Below are 24,206 nucleotides of genomic sequence, written 5' to 3' on the forward strand. Positions count from 1 at the left end.
GGCTGAGAAGCTCGCCAAGCTCATATTTTTAAAAATTGACCAAGATTATAGCTAATTCACAACATTTAGCAGCAATTTACTGGTCTAATCTCCTGTGGTCTGTCAGAAAAATTGCAACACAGAGCACATTTTGACAGCCAGCTGAAAAAAGCTGAAACAAAAAAGCCGCCCCAGAAGGGGCGGCTTGTTATCAGATTGTCACAGAGATGCACTAAACCAGCTCGGCTTTCTCTGCAATCAACTTATCGACGACGCTCGGATCGGCAAGCGTTGACGTATCACCTAAATTGCTGGTGTCGCCAGTGGCGATCTTACGTAGAATTCGACGCATGATTTTACCAGAGCGAGTCTTAGGTAGTGAGTCCGTCCAGTGCAGTACATCTGGCGTGGCGATTGGACCGATCTCTTTACGAACCCAATCTTTCACCTCTTTATGCAGCTCTGCCGATGGGAACTCGCCATCATTTAGCGTGATATAGGCATAGATAGCCTGACCTTTGATGTCGTGTGGAATACCAACGATTGCGGCTTCAGCAATCTTATCGAAAGCAACCAGCGCAGATTCAATTTCTGCGGTACCCATACGGTGGCCGGAGACGTTAAGCACATCATCAACGCGGCCGGTAATCCAGTAGTAACCATCTTCATCACGGCGAGCACCGTCACCCGTAAAGTACATGCCTTTAAAGGTCGAGAAGTAGGTTTGCTCAAAGCGGTCGTGGTCTCCATAAACGGTACGCATTTGACCCGGCCAAGAGTCTAGGATGACTAAGTTGCCTTCGGTCGCGCCATCGACAATATTCCCCATGTTGTCGACTAGCGCAGGTTGCACGCCGAAGAATGGGCGAGTTGCCGAACCTGGTTTGAGCTCTGTGGCTCCCGGTAGTGGAGTAATCAAGATACCGCCTGTTTCTGTCTGCCACCAGGTGTCGACGATAGGTGATTGCTCGTTACCGATAGTTTTGTAATACCATTCCCAGGCTTCTGGGTTAATTGGTTCGCCAACTGAGCCCATGATGCGTAGGCTGTCGCGAGTGGTGCCTTTGACCGCTTCATCGCCCTTCGCCATTAGCGCACGAATCGCAGTCGGTGCAGTATAGAGGATGTTGACTTGGTGCTTGTCGACGACTTCACTCATACGGCTGGTATCTGGGTAGTTAGGCACACCTTCAAACAAAATGGTCTTCGCACCATTGGCGAGTGGACCATAGATGAGGTAGGTGTGACCGGTAATCCAGCCTACATCAGCGGTACACCAGAAGGTTTCGCCTGGCTGATAGTCGAAGACATACTTAAAGGTCATGGTTGCGTAAACGAGGTATCCCCCCGTGGTGTGCAGAACGCCTTTTGGTTTACCTGTTGAGCCAGAAGTATAAAGGATGAATAGCGGGTCTTCTGCGCTCATCTCTTCTGGTGGGCAAACTTCAGAGGCATTTTCGGTTGCTTCATGCCACCACACATCACGATGCTCATGCCAAGCCACATCACCACCCGTGCGCTTAAGTACCATAACCTTGGAAATGGTTTTCACTTCTGGGTTCGTCAGTGCCTCATCAACGTTCTTTTTCAAAGGTACTGCGCGGCCACCACGTACACCTTCATCTGCAGTAATCACCACTTTTGCGTCTGAATCGATAATACGACCTGACAGTGCTTCAGGAGAGAAGCCACCGAAGACAACGGTATGGACAGCACCGATACGTGTACAAGCGAGCATTGCGACTGCCGCTTCTGGAACCATCGGCATGTATAGACAGACCACATCGCCCTTGTTGACGCCTTGTGCTTTTAGTGCGTTAGAAAACTTACACACTTCTTTGTGCAGTTCATTGAAGGTGAGGGTTTTATCGTCAGCAGGATCGTCGCCTTCCCAAATGATTGCGACGTCATCACCACGCTCTGCGAGATGGCGGTCAATACAGTTTGCTGAGACGTTCAGTGTACCATCTTCAAACCAGCGAATGTCGACATGGCCAGTGTCAAAAGAGGTGTGTTTGACTTTGGTGAATGGCTTAATCCAATCAACGATTTTGCCGTGCTCTCCCCAGAATCCTTCAGGGTCCGAGACGGACTGTTGATACATAGATAGATAAGTGTCGTTATCCGCATGTGTGTTGGTTTTAATGTTTTCTTTTACCGGATAAACATGAACTTCACTCATTGCTTCTCTCCTTTGAATTGAGCTTAGCGGGCTAGGGCTGAACTAGATCGTGTATTAACTCTCGGCTAGTTCGAGACAATGAGCAATTAGACTTTAGGCGTACTGGTGAAAAGTTAAGCTAAATTAGTGGGTTAACGAAGGTTGGTAATGAGATGTGGGTCGCAGTTCGGGTGAAACTAGCTCTGAGGTCGAAACGGTGGCAGTGAACCACGAGTCAGCTTTAGGTAAACCATCGCTGCTGCTTTGGCATCTTCGAGCGCATCGTGTTTGTGGTAATTGGGTATTTGTAAATGGCGACAGATGGCTTCAAGACTCAGATCAAAATAGCCATTGGGCAGCATTTTAAGCAGCTGGTCGTTATAGATTTGGCTCACTTCAATCAGGGCATTAGGCAAGGGAAAGCCGAGGTGCTTTTTGCAGGCACGGTCGAGGATCTTTTTGTCATAACGAATGTGGTAGCCCACCAGTGGCCGGTTACCGATGAATTTTATCAGCGCTTGAATGGCTTGCTTTTCACTGATGCCATGCTTGAGGTCGTCGTGTCTGATATGGTGGATCTTGATAGAGTCTTCATCCAAAGACTTCGGCGCAGAGAGTCTGACCTCAAACGGAGCGCTGGTGATAATGCGGTTATCAATAATCTTTGTGGCGGCAATGGTCACAATGTCCGCCACATTCGGATCGAGACTGGTGGTTTCACAATCGAGTGAAACAAATTCATTTGGTACTGGGCGAGTGAAGAGGCTTTGGTAATCACTCCCTTTGGTTTGATAGCGCCAATAGGCTTTGGTCAGAATATTCATAGCAAGATCACTATCAATGACGAATCTGGTAGTGATAGCCAAGCCACTGCTTAAACTTTTTCACCACATGTAACCCATGACGTAACAGGTCGCGCTCAGGGCGTTCAAGCGCGTCTAATTGAATGGCATTACTAATATCGTGATGCGACAGCTGTTGTTGTAATCTGAGCTTGAAAAAATGCTTCAGCGCCTCCGCTAGGTTCTCCGCGGTTTCTTGTTCTAGTACTCGTTTAGTCACCAACTGGTCGATGCGATCAAAGGTGTTAGTGGCATCGATGGCGTATTCCATGCTTAGCGCTCGAACACCGTGAACAATAGGGAAGATCCCCCCTTGTTTTAGATCCACCCCTTGCTTGGAGCTTTTTACATTACCAAACAGGGTCAGGGGTACCGCAAAGTTCAGCGCTGGGCGAGTGAACTCAGTCAATATGAGCTCTTGTCCTTCCATTTGTTGCTGCAAGTGCTGTTTTACAGGTGCAAGTAGCTCGAGGTTCCCTGCAACAGCCCGAGCATCGGCAAGGATGGCGATTTCCATGACACTTTCACTGTTTGCACTGGCGACAAGCTTTTCGATATGTTGCTGCCATTCAGTTGTTGTTCGGACCCAGTGAGGGTTGCTGACCATGACGTTGCCGGGGCAAAGTGGGTAGCCGAGCCGGGCAAGAGTATGGTTGAGTTCATCAAGGACACGTTGCTGATTCGGCCACTCTAATCCTTGCTCTAGTATCAGCGCATTATCTTGGTCGGTTTTCAGGATCTGCTCGCCTCGACCTTCAGACCCCATCACGATTAAACAGCAGTGATTATGCATGGCTGGCGGGACAACAAGCTCAAAGGCGCGCTCGATGATCTGTTCATTCACTGCGGAAACCAGTTCCATCATGAAGCGAGTTCGGATGCCGTTGGTCACGAGACTGTCGACCAATTGCTGCTGGCGATTGGAGGCTAGGGCGAGCTCATCAATGCTATTTGCCCGCGCGATGCTAAGAGATAGCACATGAGAGTGGGTAGAAAACGCGCTCAGTATCTGGGTCATATCCAGCATCCCAACCGCCTCTTTCCCGTTGCAGACCATCAAGCGCTTTACTCTTTGACGCGTCATGGTGACCATGGCGTTAAAGAGGAATTCATGCTTTTCGACTTGGTGAACCGGGTAAGTGGCGATGTCGCCAATAGCGGTATTGGCAGCGAGCTGTTCGAGTACAACGGCATGCAGCATATTGGTTCGAGTGACAATACCATAACGGGATGTGTGCGCGGCAAGTCTCGGGTCGTTCTCATCGAGTTCAATCAAAGCCGCGTCGACACCCTGATTTAATAAGGCTTGAGTGACCTCCGTAATGGGCATGCTTGCTGGCAGGATCAAGGGGGGATGGTAGATCTCTTCATCGACTTTAGTCAGAATAAATTCACCAAGATTTTGCTGCTTCTGCGCTTCTTCGATAAGTTGTTGGCGTGTTGCCAAGCTGGTATCAAAGTAGGCCGCAAACTGCCCATTGCTGTGGTAAAGGGTGACAAAGACATCTTTGGGGAGCAGATACACTAGGGTGTCTTCGAGCGCCACATAGTCATGTTTTACCGCACCACTCAGAAGCGCACGTACATCAAACATGTCATCGTAGGTGTAGTGGGCGTAGACCTCTTTGCGCTCAGTATCGCGCTCTTCAACTGAGCCCTTGATGATGATGTAGAGCTGGTCAGATTCGGCTCCCGCTTTAACAATGGTGTCTTTATCTCGATAGTAAGCAACATCCAAGGCGGAGCGGAGCTGGTTCTGTTGAGGCTCACTGAGTCTGTCAAACGGGGGGGACGACATATTAAATTTATCAGGCATACCAGTAAGCTCCATTTTCCCACATCATGGCAATAGTCTGGCAAATTCGTGGCTAAGCTCCAGACGACTTTAGTCGTAGAGCAACCGAGATTTAGGTGCCAAGCAAATAAGGGAAAATTCGTTCACTCATTAATTCCCTTTTTATGAGCGCAGACTCGTAGCATAATGGCGCCGTTTCCTCTGTTCTGTCCGTTCTGCTGTAGTTAGGTTAATTTGCATGATAACGCCAACCCCTTTTGCTTGGGTCTCCCAGTACTTATTTGGTTTCTTCTTTTCTTACGGTGTTTATCTTCCGTTTTGGGCACTTTGGTTTGAAGACCAAGGGGTGTCGGCAGCGGATGTGGGCCTATTGATGGGGTTAGGCTTTGCGACGCGCTGCGTTGCCAACCTGATCATCACGCCTAGGATCCATAAAGCAGAGAGCCTGCTGCCTGCGCTTCGCTGGGCGACGTTAGCCTGTACGATTTTCCTTGCTGCGCACCTAGCTGCGGATCCGAGTTTTGCCATGCTGGCATTGGTAACTGTGCTGTTTAACCTCAGCTTTGGTCCTGTTGTTCCCCTATCGGACGCCGCCGCGAACCACTATGCGAACTGCAATATGCTTGATTACGGTCGCACTAGGCTATGGGGCTCGGTCGCCTTTATTGCGGGCTCGTCAGCCGTTGGCTACTTAGCGTCTCAGTTTGGTGCCAATATGATCGTCTATACGGCAATCGCTGGCTTCGTGATTTCTATGCTCCTGGTGATGAGAAACCCAGCCACTATGCCGGTTTCGCAGAGCGAAGAAGATACCGTTAGACCTAAGTTGAGTGCGCTGCTAAAAGATACCGAAGTGATTCGCTTTCTGGCATTGATAGCCCTTATCCAAGGTAGCCATGCTGCGTACTACAGCTTTAGTTCTATCTATTGGAAAGAGGCGGGGCATCCAGAGAGTTTAATCGGTTATCTTTGGAGTCTAGGTGTCGTATCAGAGGTCATGCTGTTTGCCTTTAGTAAAAAGTGGTTTGCTGGTTGGTCACTGCGCACCTTGTTTGTCATTTCTTCTGTGGGCGTCATGGTTCGTTGGGGACTGACGGCATCGACAACCGCGGTTGCCGCGCTGGTTGTGATTCAATTGTTACATGGCGTGACCTTTGCCATTGCTCATATTGCCGCGATCCAATATATCCAGAAGTCTGAGTCGAACAAGATGGTGGCGCTGCAAGCGCTCTACAATGCGATTCCGTTGGGGGCGTTTATTGCGCTAATGATGGCAGTCAGTGGCTGGGGCTACGAGAACTGGGGAGCTAACGTATTCTGGGGTATGGCCGTTATGGGGCTATTGGCGCTGTTTATCAAAGTTGAGCCGAGTCGAAAAGGCGCGCAAGATATCACGGAAAAACCTCAGCCTGAGCCACAGAATTGATTGGCGACATTTGAGAAAAATGCTGATAACCCTTTAAATAATAGTTAACAAATTTAAAGGGATATCACATATGCAAGGATGGATCGTCGTCCCCGTGTCACTGGCCTATTTGGGCATACTATTTTTAATAGCGTGGTACGGCGATAGGCAGAAAAAATGGCTCTCCAACTGGCGACCTTGGGTCTACAGTCTATCGATTGCTGTTTACTGTACATCCTGGACTTTCTACGGAACGGTCGGACAAGCGAGCGCAAATCCTTGGGCATTCTTGCCAATCTACTTAGCCCCAATCATCGTCTTTACATTAGGCTGGCGCGTCATTGCCCGCCTTATTCTAATCGCTAAGCGCGAGCACATCACCTCCATCGCTGACTTTATAGCCGCGCGATATGGCAAGTCTCAAGGGCTCGCCGTCGTTGTGACCTTGATTGCCGTGGCTGGGATCTTGCCTTACATCGCCTTGCAACTGCGCGGCATCACCATGGGGCTCGAGGTTGTCGCCCCTGATCTTGCCAGCGAGCTTGGGTATCAAGATAAACACATCTCATGGTTTGTCGTTGGTGCTTTGGCAATCTTTACCATGCTGTTTGGCACTCGACACATCGATAATACCGAGCATCACCGCGGTATGATGATGGCGGTCGCGTTTGAGTCCATCGTCAAGCTGGTGGCGTTCTTGGTAGTCGGTGTGTTTATTCTTTACCTTGCATGGGATCGACCAGACATTCACCTCGCCGAATTGGCGTCAAGCACCTACCAATCCCCCAATGTCCCAACCTTGTTGATACACACAGGACTCACCATGATGGCGATCGTCTGCCTGCCAAGGCAGTTCCATACCATGGTGGTTGAAAATGAACGTGCTCAAGATTTGCATACAGCTCGATGGTTGTTCCCAGTTTACTTGGTGCTGATGGGGCTATTTGTGCTTCCTATTGCTTGGGTGGGGCAAGGGCTGTTAATGGGGACATCGCCAGATACGTTTGTTATCAGTATCCCTAAGTTTGCCGAGGCTAATAACATTGCTTTGCTGGCATTTTTAGGTGGCACGTCGGCTGCGAGCGGTATGGTAATTGTATCTACGATCGCGCTGGCCATTATGATGTCGAATGATCTTGTGATGCCACTGCTTTTGCGTCGTATTAAGCTAGCACATCGCTCGCACCGCCATCTTTCGGGCTTGTTATTGGTTATCCGTAGAGCCTTGATCTGTTTGCTGTTGTTTGGTGCTTGGCTATTTTATCAGGCGCTCGATACGATCCACTCACTCTCGGCAATTGGCTTCTTGTCATTCTCGGCAATTACCCAGTTTGCCCCCGCTCTGATCGGCGGAATGTACTGGCGACTTGGCAACCGTAAAGGGGTTTATGTCGGGCTGTTTGTTGGTTTTGCCATTTGGCTTATCACACTGATGAGTGAAACCGGCCTTCTGGCGGGTGACGCGAGCAGTAACCTTTTGATATGGATGATTACGCCACCAGATTTGCTCTCATCATGGGGCATTGCGAGCTCGGATTGGGGGATGTTGATAAGTGTGGTGTTAAACGCTATCTGTTTTGTCGTCATTTCGCTCGCGACACGCTCTAGCCTGACTGAGCGTTTACAGTCAGCGTCTTTTGTCGGTACCCCTCTTCCTGAAAGTGAAAACCTGAGTCTCTACCAAAGTCGAGTCACAGTGGCAGAACTAGAGATGCTGGCCTCCCGATTTGTTGGGCGAACGCGGGTTCGCAGTGCATTTCGTCAGTTCTGGAGGCAGCAAGAAAGCCAACCCCTGCCAAACCAGCAAGCGACCGCAGAGCTGATTCGACATACCGAGCGTGTGTTGGCCGGGGGTTTTTGGTGCATCGTCGGCGAAACTGGTTCTTACCTCTGCGCTGCAAGGGCGTAACATGCAGCTTGAGGAAGTCGCGACGATTGTTGATGAAGCCTCCGAGCTGTACCACTTTAGCCGAGGGTTATTGCAAGGCGCCATCGAGCACATCGGGCAGGGTATTGCGGTTGTTGATAAGCAACTACGCTTGGTCGCATGGAATAGGAGATATCTAGAGCTGTTTACCTTTCCTCCGGGGCTGATTCAAGTTGGAAGGCCCATTGCGGACGTGATTCGTCACAATGCTGAGCAAGGGCTATGTGGTCCTGGCGATCCAAACGAACATGTGCGCAAGCGTATTTATTATCTCGAACAAGGCTCACCACATACCTCGTCGCGAGTGAGAGCGGATGGCAGTGTCATTGAAGTGCAAGGCAACCCCATGCCAGGCGGAGGGTTTGTCATGAGCTTTACCGATATTACGGTGTTCCGAGAGGCCGAATCTGCGCTGCGAGATGCTAATGAACGTCTAGAAGAACGAGTGGTTGAGAGAACTCATGAGCTCGAACAGCTTAACCAGCGCTTAGTCTTGGCAACCCGAAAATCGGAGTCTGAATCTCAGTCTAAAATGCGCTTTTTGGCTGCGGTGAGTCACGACCTCATGCAGCCGCTCAATGCAGCGCGACTATTCGCATCCTCCCTTTCTGAGGCGAGTAAGGATGATGAAACCCGTAAACTCTCCGGTCACATTGAGAGTGCATTGGGCGCGGCAGAAGAGCTGATCGGCGATTTGCTCGATATATCGAGACTGGAGTCTGGCAAGCTACAGACTAACGTACGAGGCTTTCAGCTATCAGAAGTATTCAACAACTTAAAAGCCGAGTTCAGTGCTATATCAAAAGGGCAGAGTATTGATTTTTCAGTCGTTTCAAGTTCACTCATCGTCAAGTCTGACCCCAAGTTGCTGCGTCGCGTACTGCAGAACTTTCTCACTAACGCGTTTCGCTACAACCCAGAAGGCAAGGTGCTTCTCGGGGCGAGAAGGATCAATGGTCGAGTACGAATTGATGTTTGGGATGATGGGATCGGGATTCCAGAAGATAAGCAGAAAGAGATTTTCAACGAGTTTACCCGTGTAGACCAAGCTCGAGCGGATAGGGGACTGGGATTGGGGCTCGCCATTTCTCGAGGCATTGCGAGAGTACTCAATCATCAAATCTCTATGCGCTCGTGGCCGGATCGCGGTAGCGTGTTCTCCATAACGCTTGATTTGGCGAGTGAGGTAGCGCCTGTTGCAGAAAAAGTCGCGGCATCGAGTGACGCTGGATTGAAGCATTTGAAAGTACTTTGTGTCGACAATGAGCCTGATATTTTGGTTGGTATGGAAACCTTACTAGCTCGTTGGGGCTGCGATGTACGCACCGCGCTGGATTTAGTGGGCAGTCTTAAGCACTTAGACCAAGGCTGGGAGCCCGACGTAATCCTCTCCGATTATCGACTCGATAATGGTCGAACGGGCTTGGAAGTGCTTCAGCAGTTTAGATTGCGCATCGGTGATTCGTTTAAAGGGGTCATCATCAGTGCCGATAGAACAGAGTCCATGCTTGAGGGCATTAAATCCAATGGTTTTGCCTTTATAGCTAAACCCGTTAAACCACTTAAACTGCGTTCAATACTCAATCAATCCTAGCGATCAATAAGGTATGGAAAAGCATTTGTCATTTCGATGTTAGTGTTCTTTCCATGTCTTTACTCAATATCACCTTACCTTTACCTCGCTTGACAGATCCTTTACGTAGTTCCAGTTATTCTTTGTGACATCGACTAACGGATAGCAACACTCACAGCCTTGGCGGGATTTCTGTCAACGCAATGCTGAAATTAATTCGTTATGAATCAGTACTCTTTCGAAAAATGCTGAAAAAAAGTGCAATTTTTTGAAATTAATGTGACCTGTGTCAGGTCGTATTGGGTAAGAGATGAGTGTCAAATGAAAACAAAAAGCGATACTAATGCAAAATGCTAATCGTTACCAGTATCATTTGAATTTGATTTTCTTTTAATACTTTTTAGGTATCCCTCCGTAGTAAAGAGGGAGTTGGTTGAGCGTTAGGTCGTTGTACGTTCACCGAATGTTGAGCACTTAACGGTGCTACTTGATGAGGTGTCACTATGAAAAAACTACTACCACTTGCAGCTATCCTTGCAATGGCTCCGGCTTTAGCCTTTGCAAATGCAGACAACTTATACGGAAACGGTGGCGTGCACACCGGGTTCTTTGAAACCAAGGCAGAAGCAATGGCTGAGGCGAACCGTATTTCGGAACAGCTTTCCTCTAAGCCGTCACATGAGTTGGCGTTTGTGTTGCGCACTCCTTTGAAAAGCCTTGACCACAACAGTATCGAAATCTATGACAAAGACGTGTCATACAACACTATGCCTGGTGAGAATGGTGCAACCATGTACCAAGGCGTTGTTGACGTAGAGTATCGTTTCTCACGTTATGACTAATATTTGATTTCGCTAGCACAAAAAAAGGCCGCTGCATCTGCAGCGGCCTTTGTTGTTATGTGTGGATTAGGCTAATACGTGTGGATTAGTGGTCGTGAGCCGCGCCAGCGCCTTTCGGATAGCGAATCGATTCCACCATATCTTGCACATCTTTCGGTACTTCTGCCGTAAACTTGTTAACCACAATGGATACCGTGAAGTTTAGACACATACCAAGCGTACCAATACCTTCTGGGCTGATGCCAAACAACCAATTGTCTGGTGTGCTTGCCGCAGGGTTGATGAACTTGAAGTAGATGATGTAAGCCGCAGTAAACAAGATACCTGAAAGCATACCTGCGATAGCACCCTCTTTGTTCATCTTCTTATAGAAGATACCCAAGATAATAGCAGGGAAGAAGGATGCGGCTGCCAGACCGAAGGCGAATGCAACAACCTGAGCCACGAAGCCTGGTGGGTTGATGCCTAGGTAACCTGCACCGATAACCGCGGCGGCGGCACCTATCCGAGCGTACATGAGCTCCTGCTTATCGGTCATATCGGGTTTAAAGCCTTTCTTGAGCAGATCATGAGAGACCGCCGTCGAGATAACCAGTAGTAGACCCGCTGCTGTTGATAGTGCTGCGGCTAAGCCACCCGCTGCGAGCAGTGCGACAACCCAGTTAGGGAGTTGAGCAAGCTCTGGAGAAGCCAATACGATGATATCACGGTTGATCTTCATCTCGTTGCGCTCATCGCCTGAGTAGAACATACGACCATCGCCATTCTTATCTTCCCAACCAACAAGACCTGTGCTCTCCCAGTTCTTATACCAGCTTGGTGCTTCTTCCGCTTGTACGCCTTTCATGTCTGGACCATTGATGGTATCGATCATGTTAACGCGAGCGAACGCTGCAACTGCTGGTGCGGTTGTGTAAAGAAGCGAGATAAAGACGAGCGCCCAACCTGCTGAAATACGTGCATCTTTTACGCGAGGTACAGTGAAAAAGCGAATGATAACGTGTGGTAGACCTGCCGTACCCACCATTAGCGCCGCACAGATGAAGAAGACGTCAACCATACTCTTAGAGCCGTCGGTGTAGGCGGTAAAGCCTAGCTCCTCGGTCAGCCCATCGAGTTTATCGAGCAAGTAGGTTTCTGAACCCGTGAGCGTCGAACCAAAACCAACCTGTGGCAGTACCGAGCCTGTCATCATTAGCGATGTGAATACCGCTGGTACTAAGAAAGCGAAGATCAGTACGCAATATTGAGCAACCTGAGTATAGGTAATCCCTTTCATTCCACCCATTACTGCGTAGAAGAATACGATGGCCATACCGATAACGATACCAAGGTTGATGTCTACCTCTAGGAAGCGTGAGAATACAACACCTACACCACGCATCTGACCTGCTACATAGGTAAAGGAAACGAAAATGGCACAGAATACCGCTACCATACGCGCTGTTTTTGAGTAGTAACGATCGCCAATGAAATCTGGCACGGTGAACTTACCGAACTTACGTAGATAAGGGGCTAAGCAAAGTGCAAGAAGTACGTAACCGCCAGTCCAACCCATAAGGTATACCGCACCATCGTAACCGATGAATGAGATGATACCTGCCATTGAAATGAAAGATGCTGCCGACATCCAGTCAGCCGCTGTTGCCATGCCGTTTGCCACAGGGTGAACACCACCACCGGCAACATAGAACTCACTGGTTGAGCCAGCACGAGCCCAGATCGCGATGCCGATGTAGAGCGCAAAGGTAATACCGACAAGAATAAACGTCCAAGTTTGAATATCCATTTTAAATGCCTCTTAGTCTTCCTGTACGTTGTATTTCTTGTCGAGCGCATTCATGCGAGCAACATAAACAAAGATCAGAGCAACAAAGGTGTAGATTGACCCTTGCTGTGCAAACCAGAAGCCGAGTTTGAAACCACCAAACTGGATTGCATTAAGTGCGTCAACAAATAGGATGCCTGCACCGTAAGACACAAGGAACCAGATTGCGAGTAGCGAACCCATGATTCCTAGATTTTCCTTCCAATAGGCTTGAGCTTGTTCTGATGATTCGAACGCCATGGCCTTCTCCTTTATCGTGTGTGTTAACGTATTGTTACGTTTTATAAGGTAGCAGGGTGAAGGCAAGAACTCAGTGCAACTTTAGTCGACTGTAAAAAACAAGAAAGCGCCGTAGATACAGGTGCTTAAGGTAGTATGGGTTGAAAAGTGTGATGTTAATCTGATGTTAAATTAGCCAAAGGTCTAACATCTTTCGATAAATCTAGATATAAAAGTCTTTGATTCCCTGCAATAAGTTACTTACTGCGACAGCCGCAAGGATCAGCCCCATGACTCGACTGATGATGGCGGCTCCCACATTGCCTATCCACTTTTGAATCGTAGTAGCGCCGAGCAGTAGCATCAGGGTGATGAGCAATACCGCAAGCATTACTAAGGCGGTAATGCCTTGATCCATAAAAGAATGTCTATGGTTGTCTGTGAGTAATACGATAGCCATCATAGCGCCTGGTGAGGCGATGGAGGGTATCGCGAGTGGGTACACGGCGAGATCAGAGAGCTGCGATCGACTTACTTCTTGTCCCAGTTTGGTTTCTTCTTCTGGCTTGCTCTCTCCAAAAATCATGGTTAACGCAAACAGCAGTAATACGAGACCGCCGGCGGCTTGAAAAGCCGGTAGGGGAATCTGCATCGCCTCTAGCAATAATTGCCCCGCGATTAAAAAGAACAGCAACACACCAGTTGCAATGGCGACCGCTTTTAAGGCGACGATGCGACGATGTTTGGTATCGAGGTGTTGGGTTTGAGATAGGTAAACGGGTACAGAGCCAATCGGGTCGATGACAGCCCAAAGGACGACGAATTGCGTAACAAGAATACTGAGCAAGGGTACCTCCCAGAGTTTGATGAAACAGAGGGATAAAATGCCTAGCTATCTGATTAACATAAGAAATGACTCAGAAATAGGCGCCACTATTATTTAACGTATTGTGGATGGTATCAACGTAATTGTGAATGCATTCACACTTAGTTACATAATAGCTGCTCGATCAACTATCGGACTCTGTTTGCTGCAACAAGATCACCGCTTGAGTGCGGTTTTTCACACCCAGCTTTCTGAAAATCGCCGTCATGTGCGCTTTGATAGTTGCCTCCGAAACATTGAGGTCGTAAGCAATTTGCTTGTTGAGTAGACCGTCTGACAGCATGCCTAGTACTTTGTATTGTTGTGGAGTGAGGGTAGCAATTTTCTCTGCAAGATCATTACTTTCGTTGCTGTCGACAAGAAGCTCTGCAGGGAAGTAGGGTTCGCCTTCGAGCACTTGGTTTAGCGCACTGATCAAAGCGCGCATATCGCTCGATTTTGGGATAAACCCAAAGGCACCGTGCATTTTGACCTGTGAGACAATGCTGGGTTCTTCGCTGGCAGAAATGACGACGATAGGAATATCAGGATAGTCGGCACGTAGGTGAATCAGTCCAGACATGCCGTTGGCCCCCGGCATCTTGAGGTCCAACAAAATAAGATCAGGCTCTTCGCTTTTCTCGAGCAAGCTGAGTAACGACTCCAGCGAGTCAGCTTCCAGCAAGTTCGCGCCACTTATCGCCATATGGACAGACTGAAATAGTGCATTTCTAAACAGTGGATGGTCATCGGCGATAATGATGGTATAGCTCGGTTCCATAGTGTCTCAATTATTTTGCGAAAGTGTTAATGCTATTATTGATTCAGTCTGATGTTTGGACAATTAAATCAATACAAAACTCTGAGCAGAATCGACTTTTTAGCTATGACTCTGTGAACAACCGCTTCACAAATCGACCTGCTCACTATTGGATGAGCGCATGTTGAGTGAGGTGCTGCAGAAAATCATCGGCACCAACAAAACCGGTTAAGCGAGCATGAGGAATGGGATTACCTTGTGCATCCCAAAACTCAATAGTGGGTAGACCTAACACGTCCATTGACTTGAGTAGCTCTATATCCTGTGGTTGATTACGGGTCACATCTGCTTGCAGCAGGACAAAATCACTCAACACAGGCTCAACATTAGGAGCGTGGAAGGTGTATTTCTCAAACTCTTTGCAGGCAACACACCAGTCCGCATAAAAATCTAACATCACTGGCTTACCCGCCAGTTTCGCTTTGTCCAATTCTGCTTGTAGCTCGGTCGTGTTGTTGATTTGAACAAAGCTAATCGAGACTTTTGAAGCTTCAGCACCGCTAGGATTGCCAAGCCAGTGATTGAGCAGTGGCTGCGCTGAGGCAAACAGGCCTAATATGGCAATAATACCCACGCAGCTCTGTTTCCAGCCTCCAAAAGGCAATGCGTTCTTCTGATGGTAGAGCCAGCTAAAGGCGGCAATTCCGAGTCCAGACCACAATACACTGCTCCAAAATTCGGGTAGTAAGCGCTCAAGTAGGAAAATCGGGGCAGCCAGCAGAACAAAGCCAAACAACACTTTGACACGCTCCATCCAGTTACCCGCTTTCGGTAGCAGTTTATTACCAAACACCGCCGCTGCGATAAGCGGAATGCCCATACCCAACGCAAGCGCATACAGAGCAATACCGCCGGTCAACAAATCACCACTTTGCGCGACGTAAAGCAGTGCTCCAGAAAGCGGCGCTGTGGTGCAAGGTGAACACACTAATCCCGATATTGCGCCCATGGCGAAGACACCGAGCAAGTTACCGCCCTGTTGCTTGTTGCTGAGATTATTGAGCCAAGTCTGCACCCCGCTTGGTAGCTGAAGCGTGTATAGACCAAACATAGACAGCGACAGCGCAACAAAGAGTGCACTCAACCCGATCAACACGTAAGGGTGCTGCATCGCCGCTTGAAACTGCATACCCGCAGACGCAACCACCAGACCTAGTAAGGTATATGTGAGCGCCATACCTTGCACGTACACCAGTGAAAGAATAAGCGCCTGTTTGTGACTGCGTTTACCACCGCCAAGCACAATGCTGGTCAAAATCGGGTACATAGGGAGCACACAAGGTGTAAACGCCAGTCCGATACCAAGCAATAAGAATAACGCAGGTGTCCACCAGTTCTGTGCCAGTTTATCGGTTAGATCGCCATTAGATGGGGCGGCTGAACCAGATTCAGGGGGGCTTTGTTTCGACTGAGCGTTGGAGTTTTGAGGTGCAGGCGCAATAGATTGTGATGTCGTTTGCACCTCTTGAGCGGCATCAAAGCTAAATGGTGTGATATCGATGATGCGAGTCTCAGGCGGATAGCAAAAACCCGCTTTCGCACAGCCTTGGTATTGAACAATCAATCTCGCGCCATCTTGATATGCCGTTAGCGGTACTTCCACGAACAGCGGTTGAGTATAGATGTTTACGTCGCCGAAAAACTCATCATTATAGGGCTCGCCATCCTCCATCGTGATATCACCCAATGTGACGTTTTCGCCACTGAACGATAGGCGCTCTTGATAGAGGTAGTAGTCTTGTTTTACTTGCCAATCGATGAACACACGATCGCCTTGTTGGTAGGCGTTCATCGGAAAGGCTTCATCTACCGGCACGAACGTGTTCGGTGAGCTCGGTGCAAAAGCGAAGCTAGAACTACTGTCACCAAACAACGCCCAGCTTGGTAGGGAGACGGTAAATAGAGAGAGCAGTAATAGATGTGTGAATATCCGAGTCATAAAACGCAACCAAGCCAAAACAATATATTGAGGTTATATGAAGTTAAGACAGGAAGATAGCGTCAAATGTTTCATCTGAGATAAAAAAAGAGCAGCGTAAAAGCTGCTCTTTAATTATATTGCGAGTCGCAGCTGAGTTTAGCCGATCAATAGACCGCCAAACGCGAATCCAAGCGCCACTGCGGTAGCAATAGTCGTTACACCCGGAATGAAGAATGGGTGGTTGAATACATAGTTACCAATTCGCGTCGAACCTGTGTCATCCATTTCAACCGCAGCCAGCAGGGTTGGGTAGGTTGGCAATACAAACAGGGCACTTACTGCAGCAAAAGAGGCCACTGCGGTTAGCGGCGCAACACCAATAGCTAGAGCCGCTGGCATAAGCGCAACCGTCGTTGCACCTTGTGAGTAAAGCAGCATTGACGCGAAGAATAGCACCATAGCAAGCATCCATGGGTAATCTTCAAGTAGCGCACCGGCAAGCTCTTTAATACCGTCTACGTGAGCGTTAACAAATGTCGAGCCTAGCCATGCCACACCAAGCACACAAACACACGCTGTCATACCAGAGCGGAATGTCGCCGCTGACGGGATTTTCGATGCATCAATCTTAGTGACCAGGGTAATCGCCGCAGCTGCAGCAAGCATGACGGTCATGATGGCTTCGTTTCGACCCAGAGCAGGATCTTCGATAAGGCCGATTGAGCCTGAGATAGCCGCGGCGTAGCACACAACAAAACCGATAGCTGCGAGGAAAATGTACGTCGCTGTTTTCGCTGTCGGCAGGATGTTACGTTCTTTTGCGTCGCTTAGCTTGATCAGACCTTGCGCTAGCCGTTCTTGATAGACTGGGTCGTCTTTTAGTTCGCTACCCATAAAGTTGGCAACAAATGCACCGACCATACAAGCAATGAATGTGGTAGGAATGCACACCGCGAGCAGTGTTAGGTAGTCAACGCCCATCGGTGCCAGCATCGCAGCAAACGCCACGACGGCTGCTGAAATAGGGGATGCAGTGATCGCGATTTGCGAGGCAACGACGGCGATAGAAAGCGGACGAGAAGGGCGCACGCCTTGACCTTTCGCAACTTCGGCAATAACGGGTAGGGTAGAGAACGCGGTATGACCGGTACCTGCCATCAGGGTCATCAAGAAAGTCACGATGGGTGCGTAAAAGGTAATTCTTTCTGGATGTTTACGAAGGAAATCTTCAGCAATTTGTACTAACCAGTCCATACCGCCGGCAACTTGCATTGCCGCAATCGCGGTAATCACTGACATGATGATCAAGATTACATCAACAGGGATGTAGGCTTGACTGGTTGGTACGCCGAGTACCAATGATAGGGCAATTACACCGGCACCGCCGGCTAAACCAATTCCGATACCGCCAATACGTGCGCCTAAATAAATAAACAGCAGTACGACGGCAAGCTCTATAGCAACCATAATCAATCCTTTTTTGCGTGTGTCCCTGTCCTGAGTGTCACAGGGGGACCTAGTAAAATGTATAAGGGGTATAAATTCGATAAATGAGAATAAGTTACTAAAAAGGCTTCCCATAAAAGGGAAGCCTTTGAATGTCATTACTCGTAGCGCTTGGCTTTATACTGAGGTTTCATCAGATTGTCTACAGAGAAAATGTCATCTAATTCTTCTTCTGATAGAAGCCCACGCTCAAGTACCACTTCTTTGACGCTCTTACCTGTTTCAGCACAGATCTTACCAACAATATCACCCTCGTGGTGACCGATGTATGGGTTTAGGTAAGTTACGATACCAATAGAGTTGTACACGTAGCTTTCACACACCTCTTTGTTCACGGTAATGCCATCGATGCACTTGTCTCTTAGGTTGATACAGGCGTTTTTAAGAATATCCAGCGACTCGAACATGCTTTGCGCAATCACTGGCTCCATAACGTTAAGCTGAAGCTGACCACCCTCTGCGGCAAACGAGACCGTATTGTCGTTACCTAGCACCTTAAAGCACACCTGGTTGACGACCTCAGGAACCACAGGGTTTACTTTCGCTGGCATGATTGACGAGCCCGCTTGCAGCTCAGGGAGGTTAAGCTCGTTAAGACCCGCACGTGGACCAGAAGAAAGCAGACGCAGGTCGTTACAGATCTTAGACAGTTTCACCGCAAGGCGCTTAAGTGCACCGTGAGTCATTACATACGCGCCACAGTCAGATGTCGCTTCGATAAGGTCTTCGGCTGGCACGCACTCAAGACCCGTCACTTCAGATAGGTGTTTAACCGCAAGTTCTTGGTAGCCGTGAGCTGCGTTTAGACCCGTGCCGATAGCCGTCGCACCGATGTTCACTTCTAGCAATAGTTTTGATGTGTATTCGAGTGCACGAATTTCTTCGTTTAGCGTCACTGCCCAAGCATGGAACTCTTGGCCAACGGTCATAGGTACCGCATCTTGCAGCTGAGTACGACCCATTTTTAGAACAGTAGAGAACTCTTGGCTCTTCGCTTCAAACGCGCCTTTTAGATATTCAATGGCATCGATAAGCTTTTGTACGCTGTTGTAAACCGCGATACGGAAACCCGTCGGGTAAGCACAGTTTGTTGATTGGCTCTTGTTAACGTGGTCATTGGGGTTGATGAACTCATACTGGCCTTTCTCTTTTGCCCATCAGTTCTAGTGCCACGTTGGCAATGACTTCATTGGTGTTCATGTTAACCGACGTACCCGCGCCGCCTTGGAACACATCTGAAGGGAATTGATCCATGCATTTGCCTGTTTCTAGAATAACATCACAGGCTTGGATGATAAATTGTGCGATATCTTTAGGGATTACACCTAACTCTTTGTTTGCTAACGCCGCGGCTTTCTTGGTCATGACCATACCACGAACAAAGTCGGGCACATCAGAAATGGTCACATTTGAGATATTAAAGTTTTCGATAGCGCGAAGCGTGTGGATGCCGTAGTAAGCATCGGCCGGGACATGACGTTGACCTAATAGATCTTCTTCAATACGAGTGGCTTGAGAAGCAACATTGTGCTCAAGGGTAGTTGTCGCCATATTTTGGATCCTTAGAGAATAGTTCTGCGTTATTTACAGTTTATTTGCCAAATCTGTTTTAAGAATCCATTCGCCAGAATAATTGGCTAGTTATTACGTCCTGACTTATGGGGTACATATTACTCAAAGTGGCACATAAAAATAGTAGCCAGATCACCTTTTTCACCGAATTATTGCACAAGTTATCAAAGTCATCGTGAGATGCGATTTCCCTCAAAAAAATTAATGGAATTACTGAGGTTATTTATAGTTTGAAAAACTAATTTTGTGCGATTAACGGTTGAATCTGAGCAATTTATTTGTGGTTTAGATAAGGGTAGGCGTAAACTGACAGCAAACCAAGGAGGACAGCGTGTTTCCGATACTGTTATTACTATTTATTTTTGTACCGATCATTGAAATCGGATTGTTTATTCAGGTGGGTGGCTTTTTAGGGCTTTGGACGACCATCGGTCTAGTGTTGCTCACTGCCGTGGTGGGTGCGTCTTTGGTTCGCAGTCAGGGCTTGCAAACCCTGATGTCAGTGCAAAACCGTCTACAGCAAGGTGAAATGCCGGCGCAGCAGATTGTCGAAGGCGTGATGCTGGCCGTATCTGGCGTGCTCTTGCTTACTCCTGGCTTTATGACTGACGCAATGGGGATGCTGGTGCTGCTTCCTGCACCAAGAGCCGCGATTGCCAAATATCTAATGAGCAAAATGGTGGTGAAAACCATGTCAGGTGGTTTCCACCAACAAGGCGGTTTTCATCAAGACCCATTTCAGCAAGGCCCCTTTGATTCTCGCCGTGGTGACCAGCAGGGTGGCAATACCTTTGAGGGTGAGTTTGAACGCAAAGATGATGACGACCGTAATAAGCTGAACTAATGTTTTTCAATCGTCTCAGGCTAACTCGTCGTCGCTGGAACACGGTACTTATCGTCGCCATCACCTTTTTTATGTTGATGGTGTCGGCGCCGACTTTGATTAAGCAGTACCTACTGGAACCTAGCGCTCATATGGGACAAGGGTATGTATTAGACCCTACCGCGGATCCCATAGAAATTAATTACGCAGGGATCCAGTTTTATCTGCAAAACGGTGTATGGCGAGCGATTCCTGAAAAGTGGGATGCGCAAGCCTCGAATGTTATAGAGCGCTGGCGTGGAATCCGAGGTACTCCGGTGGATGCAGAGACCTACCAAAAGCTGCGACCAGCGTTTGAGACGTCGATGACGATTGAAGTATGGTATCGAGATATTGAAGAGCCGCAGCGAGTCACCGCCTACCCGCTCAACAAATTTTGGCTACTTAGCACCTTTGATAGCCAATGGGTGGCAGTCAGCTTCGACAATAATCAACTTTTGCCAGAGCGCACTCAGTAGTTCATAGAGTGAATCGGCAACACAGTGTGTGAATTATGCCAGAGTTACCAGAAGTAGAAGTCTCTCGTCTGGGCATCAGCCCCCATCTTCTCGAAGAGACCATTAAAGAAATTGTGGTCCGTCAGCGACAGCTTCGCTGGTGGATCCCCGAGGCTATCCATGAACTGCATGGTCAGCCCATCATATCGATACGCCGACGCGCGAAATACTTGCTCATTGATACTCCGACGGGGACGGCCATTGTTCATCTAGGCATGTCAGGGAGTTTGCGCGTGCTTGATAACCCGCCAACCCCAGAAAAGCATGATCACGTCGATCTGGTGCTCAGCAACGGCAAAGTGATGCGCTATAACGATCCGCGCCGCTTTGGAGCTTGGTTGTGGTGTGCACCAGGAGAGTCTCATGAGCTTTTGGACAACTGTGGCCCAGAACCTTTGACGGATGAATTTAATGCCGAGTGGATGAGCGAGCGCGCCAAGAATAAGCGTGTTGCGATCAAAACCTTCATTATGAATAATGCCAATGTTGTCGGCGTCGGGAATATTTACGCATGCGAGTCCTTGTTTAGCGCTGGAATTCTTCCAACCACACCAAGCTACAAGATCACCCCTGAACAATGGGTGCGACTGGTGTCTGAAATTAAGTTAGTGCTTGAACAGGCCATAGCGCAAGGTGGAACGACGCTGAAAGATTTCTCTCAAACGGATGGAAAACCAGGATACTTCGCCCAGGAGCTTCAAGTATACGGTCGCTCTGGCGAGCCTTGTCGCCTTTGTGGTAATGAAATCAAAGAGATGAAGATTGGCCAGAGAAATACCTTCTTCTGCGATGCTTGCCAGAGTTAATGGTGGGTGATGACGATAAAAAAGCGCTTGTCTTATTGGCAAGCGCTTTTTTTAGTACCTGAAAGCTAAACTCTCTAGTGGTTATCGTAGATACGTTTACCATCTCGTTGAGTTTCAAACAGATACAAGTTCCACATGTATTGCTCTGGCTTATCACGCAGCAAATCTTCAATCGCTTTGTTCATTGCGCGTGCATCTTGCTCTTCATCGCCGGTAGGGAAATTGTCGATGGCAGGAAGAATATGCACCTCGTATTTGCTGGTTTGGTCGTTGTAAGCGGGCAGTACTGGTACCACTTTAGCGCGCGATAATCGCGACATCTTACCGAACCCCTTTAGGGTCGCCTTTTCGGCGGCAAAAAAGGGAACAAATACCGAGTTTTGTGGACCGTGGTCTTCATCTGGAAGCCAGTAGCCGATGTAGCCGTCTTTAATCGAGCGCACAAAAGGTTTGACTCCAGCACTGCGAGCAAAGATTCGACCGCCATATTGCATACGCTGGACGTGCATCAGCCAGTCACCGATAGGGTTGTTTTGCGGCTTCATGATCGTCGCGACTTTGTGCCCTTGTGCGGCGAGCATAACCGCCGGATAGTCGACGGCCCAAGCATGTGGCGCTAGGATGATGACATTCTCACCAGCCTCAAGCAGTGGCATTAGGTTTTCTTCGCCAATCATCACACCACGATTTTGGTTGTGCTTGGTCGAGCGCACCAAAAACTCTGAATAGCCAAACAGGTATTGACCCGCTTTGGCAAATGTCTCTTCGACAATGTGTTGAATCTCTTGCTCGCTCTTTTCTGGAAAGCACTTAACTAAGTTAAGTCGAGTGCGCCTTACCACGCGACCATTTTTGTTGACTATGATGCCAGAAATATAGCGTGCAAAGCGGTCTCTAGGTTTCGCAGGAACAAAAGCTAGAAAGACCGCAAGGAGAATACCCAGCCAGGTTCCCCAATGCTTAGGGTGTAAAAACGCCCACTGGAAACGAGGGTCATAGAGGTTCTTATCGATGTGTTCTTGATTGCTCATAATGCCTACTCGTTACAGGTAGCGAGAGTTAGTTTTGGTGTGATCAGGCAGAGATTTGAATCGCTTGTGCATCCACAACCATTGCTCTGGCGCGCGCAGAATGATTTTCTCTACGTATGAGTTCATCAGCGCCGCAGCCGCTACTTCATCTTTCTTTGGATATTCATCTTCGATAGAGATATCAGCCATGATCTCATATTTACCGTCGGCATTTCTAAAGCCAGAGCCTGGCACAATGGCACATTTACTGGTGTAAGCCAAAATACTGGTCCCTGTCGTAGTACACGCTTCTTCTACAGCAAAAAACGGGACGAAGACTGACTTGTTATGACCGTAGTCTTGATCGGGTAAGTAGAAGAGTCGGTGACCCTGGCGCATGACACGGATCATAGATTTTAGATCGGTGCGATAGATAAGCTTGTTGCCATTACGGGTGCGACCGCGATACTGGATGAACTCGTAAGCGGGGTTGCTGTGAGGGCGGTAAGCGCCATAGCCTGGAAGACCAAGCACAGCAAACGCACGCGCAGTGATCTCTAGGTTGAGCGCATGGACACAACAAAGCAGTACGCCTTTACCGTTCGCTTCGTGCTGCTCTATGGCACTGATGTCTTTGGCAATAAGAATACGTTTAAAGCGCCATGTAGGCCAAAACCAAGTAATGCCCGTTTCAATCAGGGCCATACCAGAGTTTTTGAAGTTCTCTTCGACGAAGGCGTCAATCTCTTGCTCAGTCTTCTCGGGAAACGCCAGCTCTAAGTTGCGGCGAGCGATTTGCGCGCGTTTGCCACCAAAGCGCATACCGAACTTACCTAGGCCGCGCCCCATTTTGTAAAGCACAGCATAAGGTAGAAGGTTGACGATAAGCGCCAGCAAACCAAAGCCTATCCATACTCCCCAGTGCTTTGGATGCAGCAGTGAGAGTGTGAAGTCAGGTTTTTTATCTATTTTCATTAGCGTTATTGCAATTGTAGTTTTAGCAACGACCAGTACTCGTCAAAGGTGGACGTTGGAGTGTATTTAAAATCAGAACGCACGAAGCGATTTAAACTGCCTTCGACCTGCCCCAGTAATTGGGCAGCAAGAATCTTTTCATCGACAGGGAAACTCTTGCCCTCACGAATTTTGCGCTCGCGCAAGATTTGACGCAAAGATGTCTCAATTCTTTCATAAAGCTGATTAATTCGGTCACGTAATCGTTCATTCTCAAACATTAGAGCATGGCCAGAGAGAATGCGACTCAAACCTGGATTACGCTCAGAAAACGCCAAAATTAGTTGCAACACCATACGAATGCGGGTCAGGGTGTCTTTTTCTTCATCTAAGATACGATTGATGCGAGACATGAGCGATTCTTCGATAAACTCGATGAGCCCTTCAAACATTCGCGCTTTGCTTGGAAAATGACGATAGAGTGCTGCTTCAGACACACCCACTTGCTTTGCAAGCTTTGCGGTCGTGATGCGAGATGTGCCTTCGTTGGACTCTAGCATCTGAGCAAGAGCCTGAAGGATCTCCTCTTTTCGGTTCGACTTTCTCGTAGCGGACATAAATCCTATTCCTTTTGATTACTGCATGCCTAAATCAGCACGATAACGCCCATTAGTGAATCTGTTAGTGTACCCAAGCGCGTTTTATCTACACAGTTCAATATGCTAAATGGTTGAAGTGTGTAACAATCTATCTCGCAGGGCTGGCGAGCATAGGGTGGGGTTTGCACGATGTCCGTTTGAC

17 protein-coding genes and 2 pseudogenes are annotated in these 24,206 nt (G+C 48.4%); 6 read left to right on the top strand and 13 right to left on the bottom strand.

Annotation, left to right across the window (positions count from 1 at the left end):
• Nucleotides 1–211: 211 nt before the first annotated feature.
• The 3 genes from acs to AC6I8Y_RS01040 form a co-directional block, all read right to left on the bottom strand.
• Nucleotides 212–2,161 carry an acetate--CoA ligase gene (gene acs / locus AC6I8Y_RS01030; protein ID WP_234494707.1) on the bottom strand — a complete coding sequence of 650 codons (1,950 nt, stop codon included), beginning with the start codon at nt 2,159–2,161 and terminating at the stop codon, nt 212–214.
• A 176-nt stretch (nt 2,162–2,337) separates the two neighbouring features.
• A complete protein-coding gene (locus AC6I8Y_RS01035; RefSeq protein WP_042478645.1) occupies nt 2,338–2,964 on the bottom strand; it encodes a 3'-5' exonuclease in 627 nt (208 codons plus the stop codon).
• A gap of 13 nt (nt 2,965–2,977) precedes the next feature.
• Nucleotides 2,978–4,798, bottom strand: coding sequence for a DUF294 nucleotidyltransferase-like domain-containing protein (locus AC6I8Y_RS01040; RefSeq protein ID WP_498020652.1), 1,821 nt, complete (start codon nt 4,796–4,798; stop codon nt 2,978–2,980).
• A 217-nt stretch (nt 4,799–5,015) separates the two neighbouring features.
• Here AC6I8Y_RS01040 and AC6I8Y_RS01045 point away from each other — a divergent pair, with 217 nt between their 5' ends.
• The 3 genes and pseudogenes from AC6I8Y_RS01045 to AC6I8Y_RS01055 all read left to right on the top strand — a co-directional run bounded on the left by AC6I8Y_RS01045 (nt 5,016) and on the right by AC6I8Y_RS01055 (nt 10,524).
• Nucleotides 5,016–6,203: a 3-phenylpropionate MFS transporter gene (locus tag AC6I8Y_RS01045; RefSeq protein WP_498020653.1), complete on the top strand. Its 1,188-nt coding sequence runs from the start codon at nt 5,016–5,018 to the stop codon at nt 6,201–6,203.
• Nucleotides 6,204–6,273: 70 nt separating this feature from the next.
• Nucleotides 6,274–9,703, top strand: a pseudogene (locus tag AC6I8Y_RS01050) (hybrid sensor histidine kinase/response regulator).
• Between the two features lie 482 nt (nt 9,704–10,185).
• Nucleotides 10,186–10,524, top strand: coding sequence for a hypothetical protein (locus AC6I8Y_RS01055; protein WP_498020654.1), 339 nt, complete (start codon nt 10,186–10,188; stop codon nt 10,522–10,524).
• Between the two features lie 85 nt (nt 10,525–10,609).
• On the opposite strand, the gene AC6I8Y_RS01060 is transcribed toward AC6I8Y_RS01055, so the two are convergent.
• The 7 genes and pseudogenes from AC6I8Y_RS01060 to aspA all read right to left on the bottom strand — a co-directional run bounded on the left by AC6I8Y_RS01060 (nt 10,610) and on the right by aspA (nt 19,234).
• Nucleotides 10,610–12,313 carry a sodium:solute symporter family protein gene (locus AC6I8Y_RS01060; protein WP_234494700.1) on the bottom strand — a complete coding sequence of 568 codons (1,704 nt, stop codon included), beginning with the start codon at nt 12,311–12,313 and terminating at the stop codon, nt 10,610–10,612.
• A 12-nt stretch (nt 12,314–12,325) separates the two neighbouring features.
• A complete protein-coding gene (locus AC6I8Y_RS01065) occupies nt 12,326–12,592 on the bottom strand; it encodes a DUF4212 domain-containing protein (protein ID WP_042478618.1) in 267 nt (88 codons plus the stop codon).
• A 202-nt stretch (nt 12,593–12,794) separates the two neighbouring features.
• Complete coding sequence (locus tag AC6I8Y_RS01070; protein ID WP_042478620.1) at nt 12,795–13,418, bottom strand: MarC family protein; 624 nt, start codon at nt 13,416–13,418, stop codon at nt 12,795–12,797.
• Nucleotides 13,419–13,581: 163 nt separating this feature from the next.
• A complete protein-coding gene (locus tag AC6I8Y_RS01075; RefSeq protein ID WP_042478622.1) occupies nt 13,582–14,217 on the bottom strand; it encodes a response regulator transcription factor in 636 nt (211 codons plus the stop codon).
• A gap of 145 nt (nt 14,218–14,362) precedes the next feature.
• Entirely contained in the window at nt 14,363–16,195 is a 1,833-nt protein-coding gene (locus AC6I8Y_RS01080; RefSeq protein WP_498020655.1) for a protein-disulfide reductase DsbD, read from the bottom strand.
• Between the two features lie 138 nt (nt 16,196–16,333).
• A complete protein-coding gene (locus AC6I8Y_RS01085) occupies nt 16,334–17,644 on the bottom strand; it encodes an anaerobic C4-dicarboxylate transporter (protein WP_234494695.1) in 1,311 nt (436 codons plus the stop codon).
• Nucleotides 17,645–17,781: 137 nt separating this feature from the next.
• Nucleotides 17,782–19,234: pseudogene (gene aspA / locus AC6I8Y_RS01090) on the bottom strand (aspartate ammonia-lyase).
• A gap of 352 nt (nt 19,235–19,586) precedes the next feature.
• On the opposite strand from aspA, the gene AC6I8Y_RS01095 reads away from it, so the two are divergent.
• From AC6I8Y_RS01095 to mutM, 3 genes are read left to right on the top strand one after another with little or no spacing between them, the layout of a single operon-like run.
• Nucleotides 19,587–20,099, top strand: coding sequence for an FxsA family protein (locus AC6I8Y_RS01095; protein ID WP_042478624.1), 513 nt, complete (start codon nt 19,587–19,589; stop codon nt 20,097–20,099).
• Entirely contained in the window at nt 20,099–20,596 is a 498-nt protein-coding gene (locus AC6I8Y_RS01100; protein WP_394154024.1) for a hypothetical protein, read from the top strand. Before AC6I8Y_RS01095 ends, AC6I8Y_RS01100 begins: the two co-directional genes overlap by 1 nt.
• A 35-nt stretch (nt 20,597–20,631) precedes the next feature.
• Nucleotides 20,632–21,441 carry a bifunctional DNA-formamidopyrimidine glycosylase/DNA-(apurinic or apyrimidinic site) lyase gene (gene mutM / locus AC6I8Y_RS01105; protein WP_394154026.1) on the top strand — a complete coding sequence of 270 codons (810 nt, stop codon included), beginning with the start codon at nt 20,632–20,634 and terminating at the stop codon, nt 21,439–21,441.
• Nucleotides 21,442–21,515: 74 nt separating this feature from the next.
• Here the strand turns inward: mutM and lpxM are convergent, their stop codons facing one another.
• The 3 genes from lpxM to slmA are packed head-to-tail and all read right to left on the bottom strand — an operon-like array spanning nt 21,516 to nt 24,022.
• A complete protein-coding gene (lpxM, locus tag AC6I8Y_RS01110) occupies nt 21,516–22,472 on the bottom strand; it encodes a lauroyl-Kdo(2)-lipid IV(A) myristoyltransferase (protein ID WP_394154028.1) in 957 nt (318 codons plus the stop codon).
• A gap of 12 nt (nt 22,473–22,484) precedes the next feature.
• Nucleotides 22,485–23,426, bottom strand: coding sequence for a Kdo(2)-lipid IV(A) acyltransferase (locus AC6I8Y_RS01115; RefSeq protein ID WP_252013127.1), 942 nt, complete (start codon nt 23,424–23,426; stop codon nt 22,485–22,487).
• A 5-nt stretch (nt 23,427–23,431) separates the two neighbouring features.
• A complete protein-coding gene (gene slmA / locus AC6I8Y_RS01120; protein ID WP_042478631.1) occupies nt 23,432–24,022 on the bottom strand; it encodes a nucleoid occlusion factor SlmA in 591 nt (196 codons plus the stop codon).
• Nucleotides 24,023–24,206 lie beyond the last annotated feature (184 nt).

Source organism: Vibrio sp. KUL78, assembly GCF_059725505.1.

Coding starts and splice junctions, on each gene's coding strand:
- AC6I8Y_RS01100 (WP_394154024.1), top strand. CDS start 20,099: ATGTTTTTCAATCGTCTCAGGCTAACTCGTCGTCGCTGGAACACGGTA.
- AC6I8Y_RS01055 (WP_498020654.1), top strand. CDS start 10,186: ATGAAAAAACTACTACCACTTGCAGCTATCCTTGCAATGGCTCCGGCT.
- AC6I8Y_RS01060 (WP_234494700.1), bottom strand. CDS start 12,313: ATGGATATTCAAACTTGGACGTTTATTCTTGTCGGTATTACCTTTGCG.
- AC6I8Y_RS01080 (WP_498020655.1), bottom strand. CDS start 16,195: ATGACTCGGATATTCACACATCTATTACTGCTCTCTCTATTTACCGTC.
- AC6I8Y_RS01065 (WP_042478618.1), bottom strand. CDS start 12,592: ATGGCGTTCGAATCATCAGAACAAGCTCAAGCCTATTGGAAGGAAAAT.
- AC6I8Y_RS01085 (WP_234494695.1), bottom strand. CDS start 17,644: ATGGTTGCTATAGAGCTTGCCGTCGTACTGCTGTTTATTTATTTAGGC.
- acs (WP_234494707.1), bottom strand. CDS start 2,161: ATGAGTGAAGTTCATGTTTATCCGGTAAAAGAAAACATTAAAACCAAC.
- AC6I8Y_RS01115 (WP_252013127.1), bottom strand. CDS start 23,426: ATGAAAATAGATAAAAAACCTGACTTCACACTCTCACTGCTGCATCCA.
- AC6I8Y_RS01045 (WP_498020653.1), top strand. CDS start 5,016: ATGATAACGCCAACCCCTTTTGCTTGGGTCTCCCAGTACTTATTTGGT.
- lpxM (WP_394154028.1), bottom strand. CDS start 22,472: ATGAGCAATCAAGAACACATCGATAAGAACCTCTATGACCCTCGTTTC.
- mutM (WP_394154026.1), top strand. CDS start 20,632: ATGCCAGAGTTACCAGAAGTAGAAGTCTCTCGTCTGGGCATCAGCCCC.
- slmA (WP_042478631.1), bottom strand. CDS start 24,022: ATGTCCGCTACGAGAAAGTCGAACCGAAAAGAGGAGATCCTTCAGGCT.
- AC6I8Y_RS01035 (WP_042478645.1), bottom strand. CDS start 2,964: ATGAATATTCTGACCAAAGCCTATTGGCGCTATCAAACCAAAGGGAGT.
- AC6I8Y_RS01075 (WP_042478622.1), bottom strand. CDS start 14,217: ATGGAACCGAGCTATACCATCATTATCGCCGATGACCATCCACTGTTT.
- AC6I8Y_RS01040 (WP_498020652.1), bottom strand. CDS start 4,798: ATGCCTGATAAATTTAATATGTCGTCCCCCCCGTTTGACAGACTCAGT.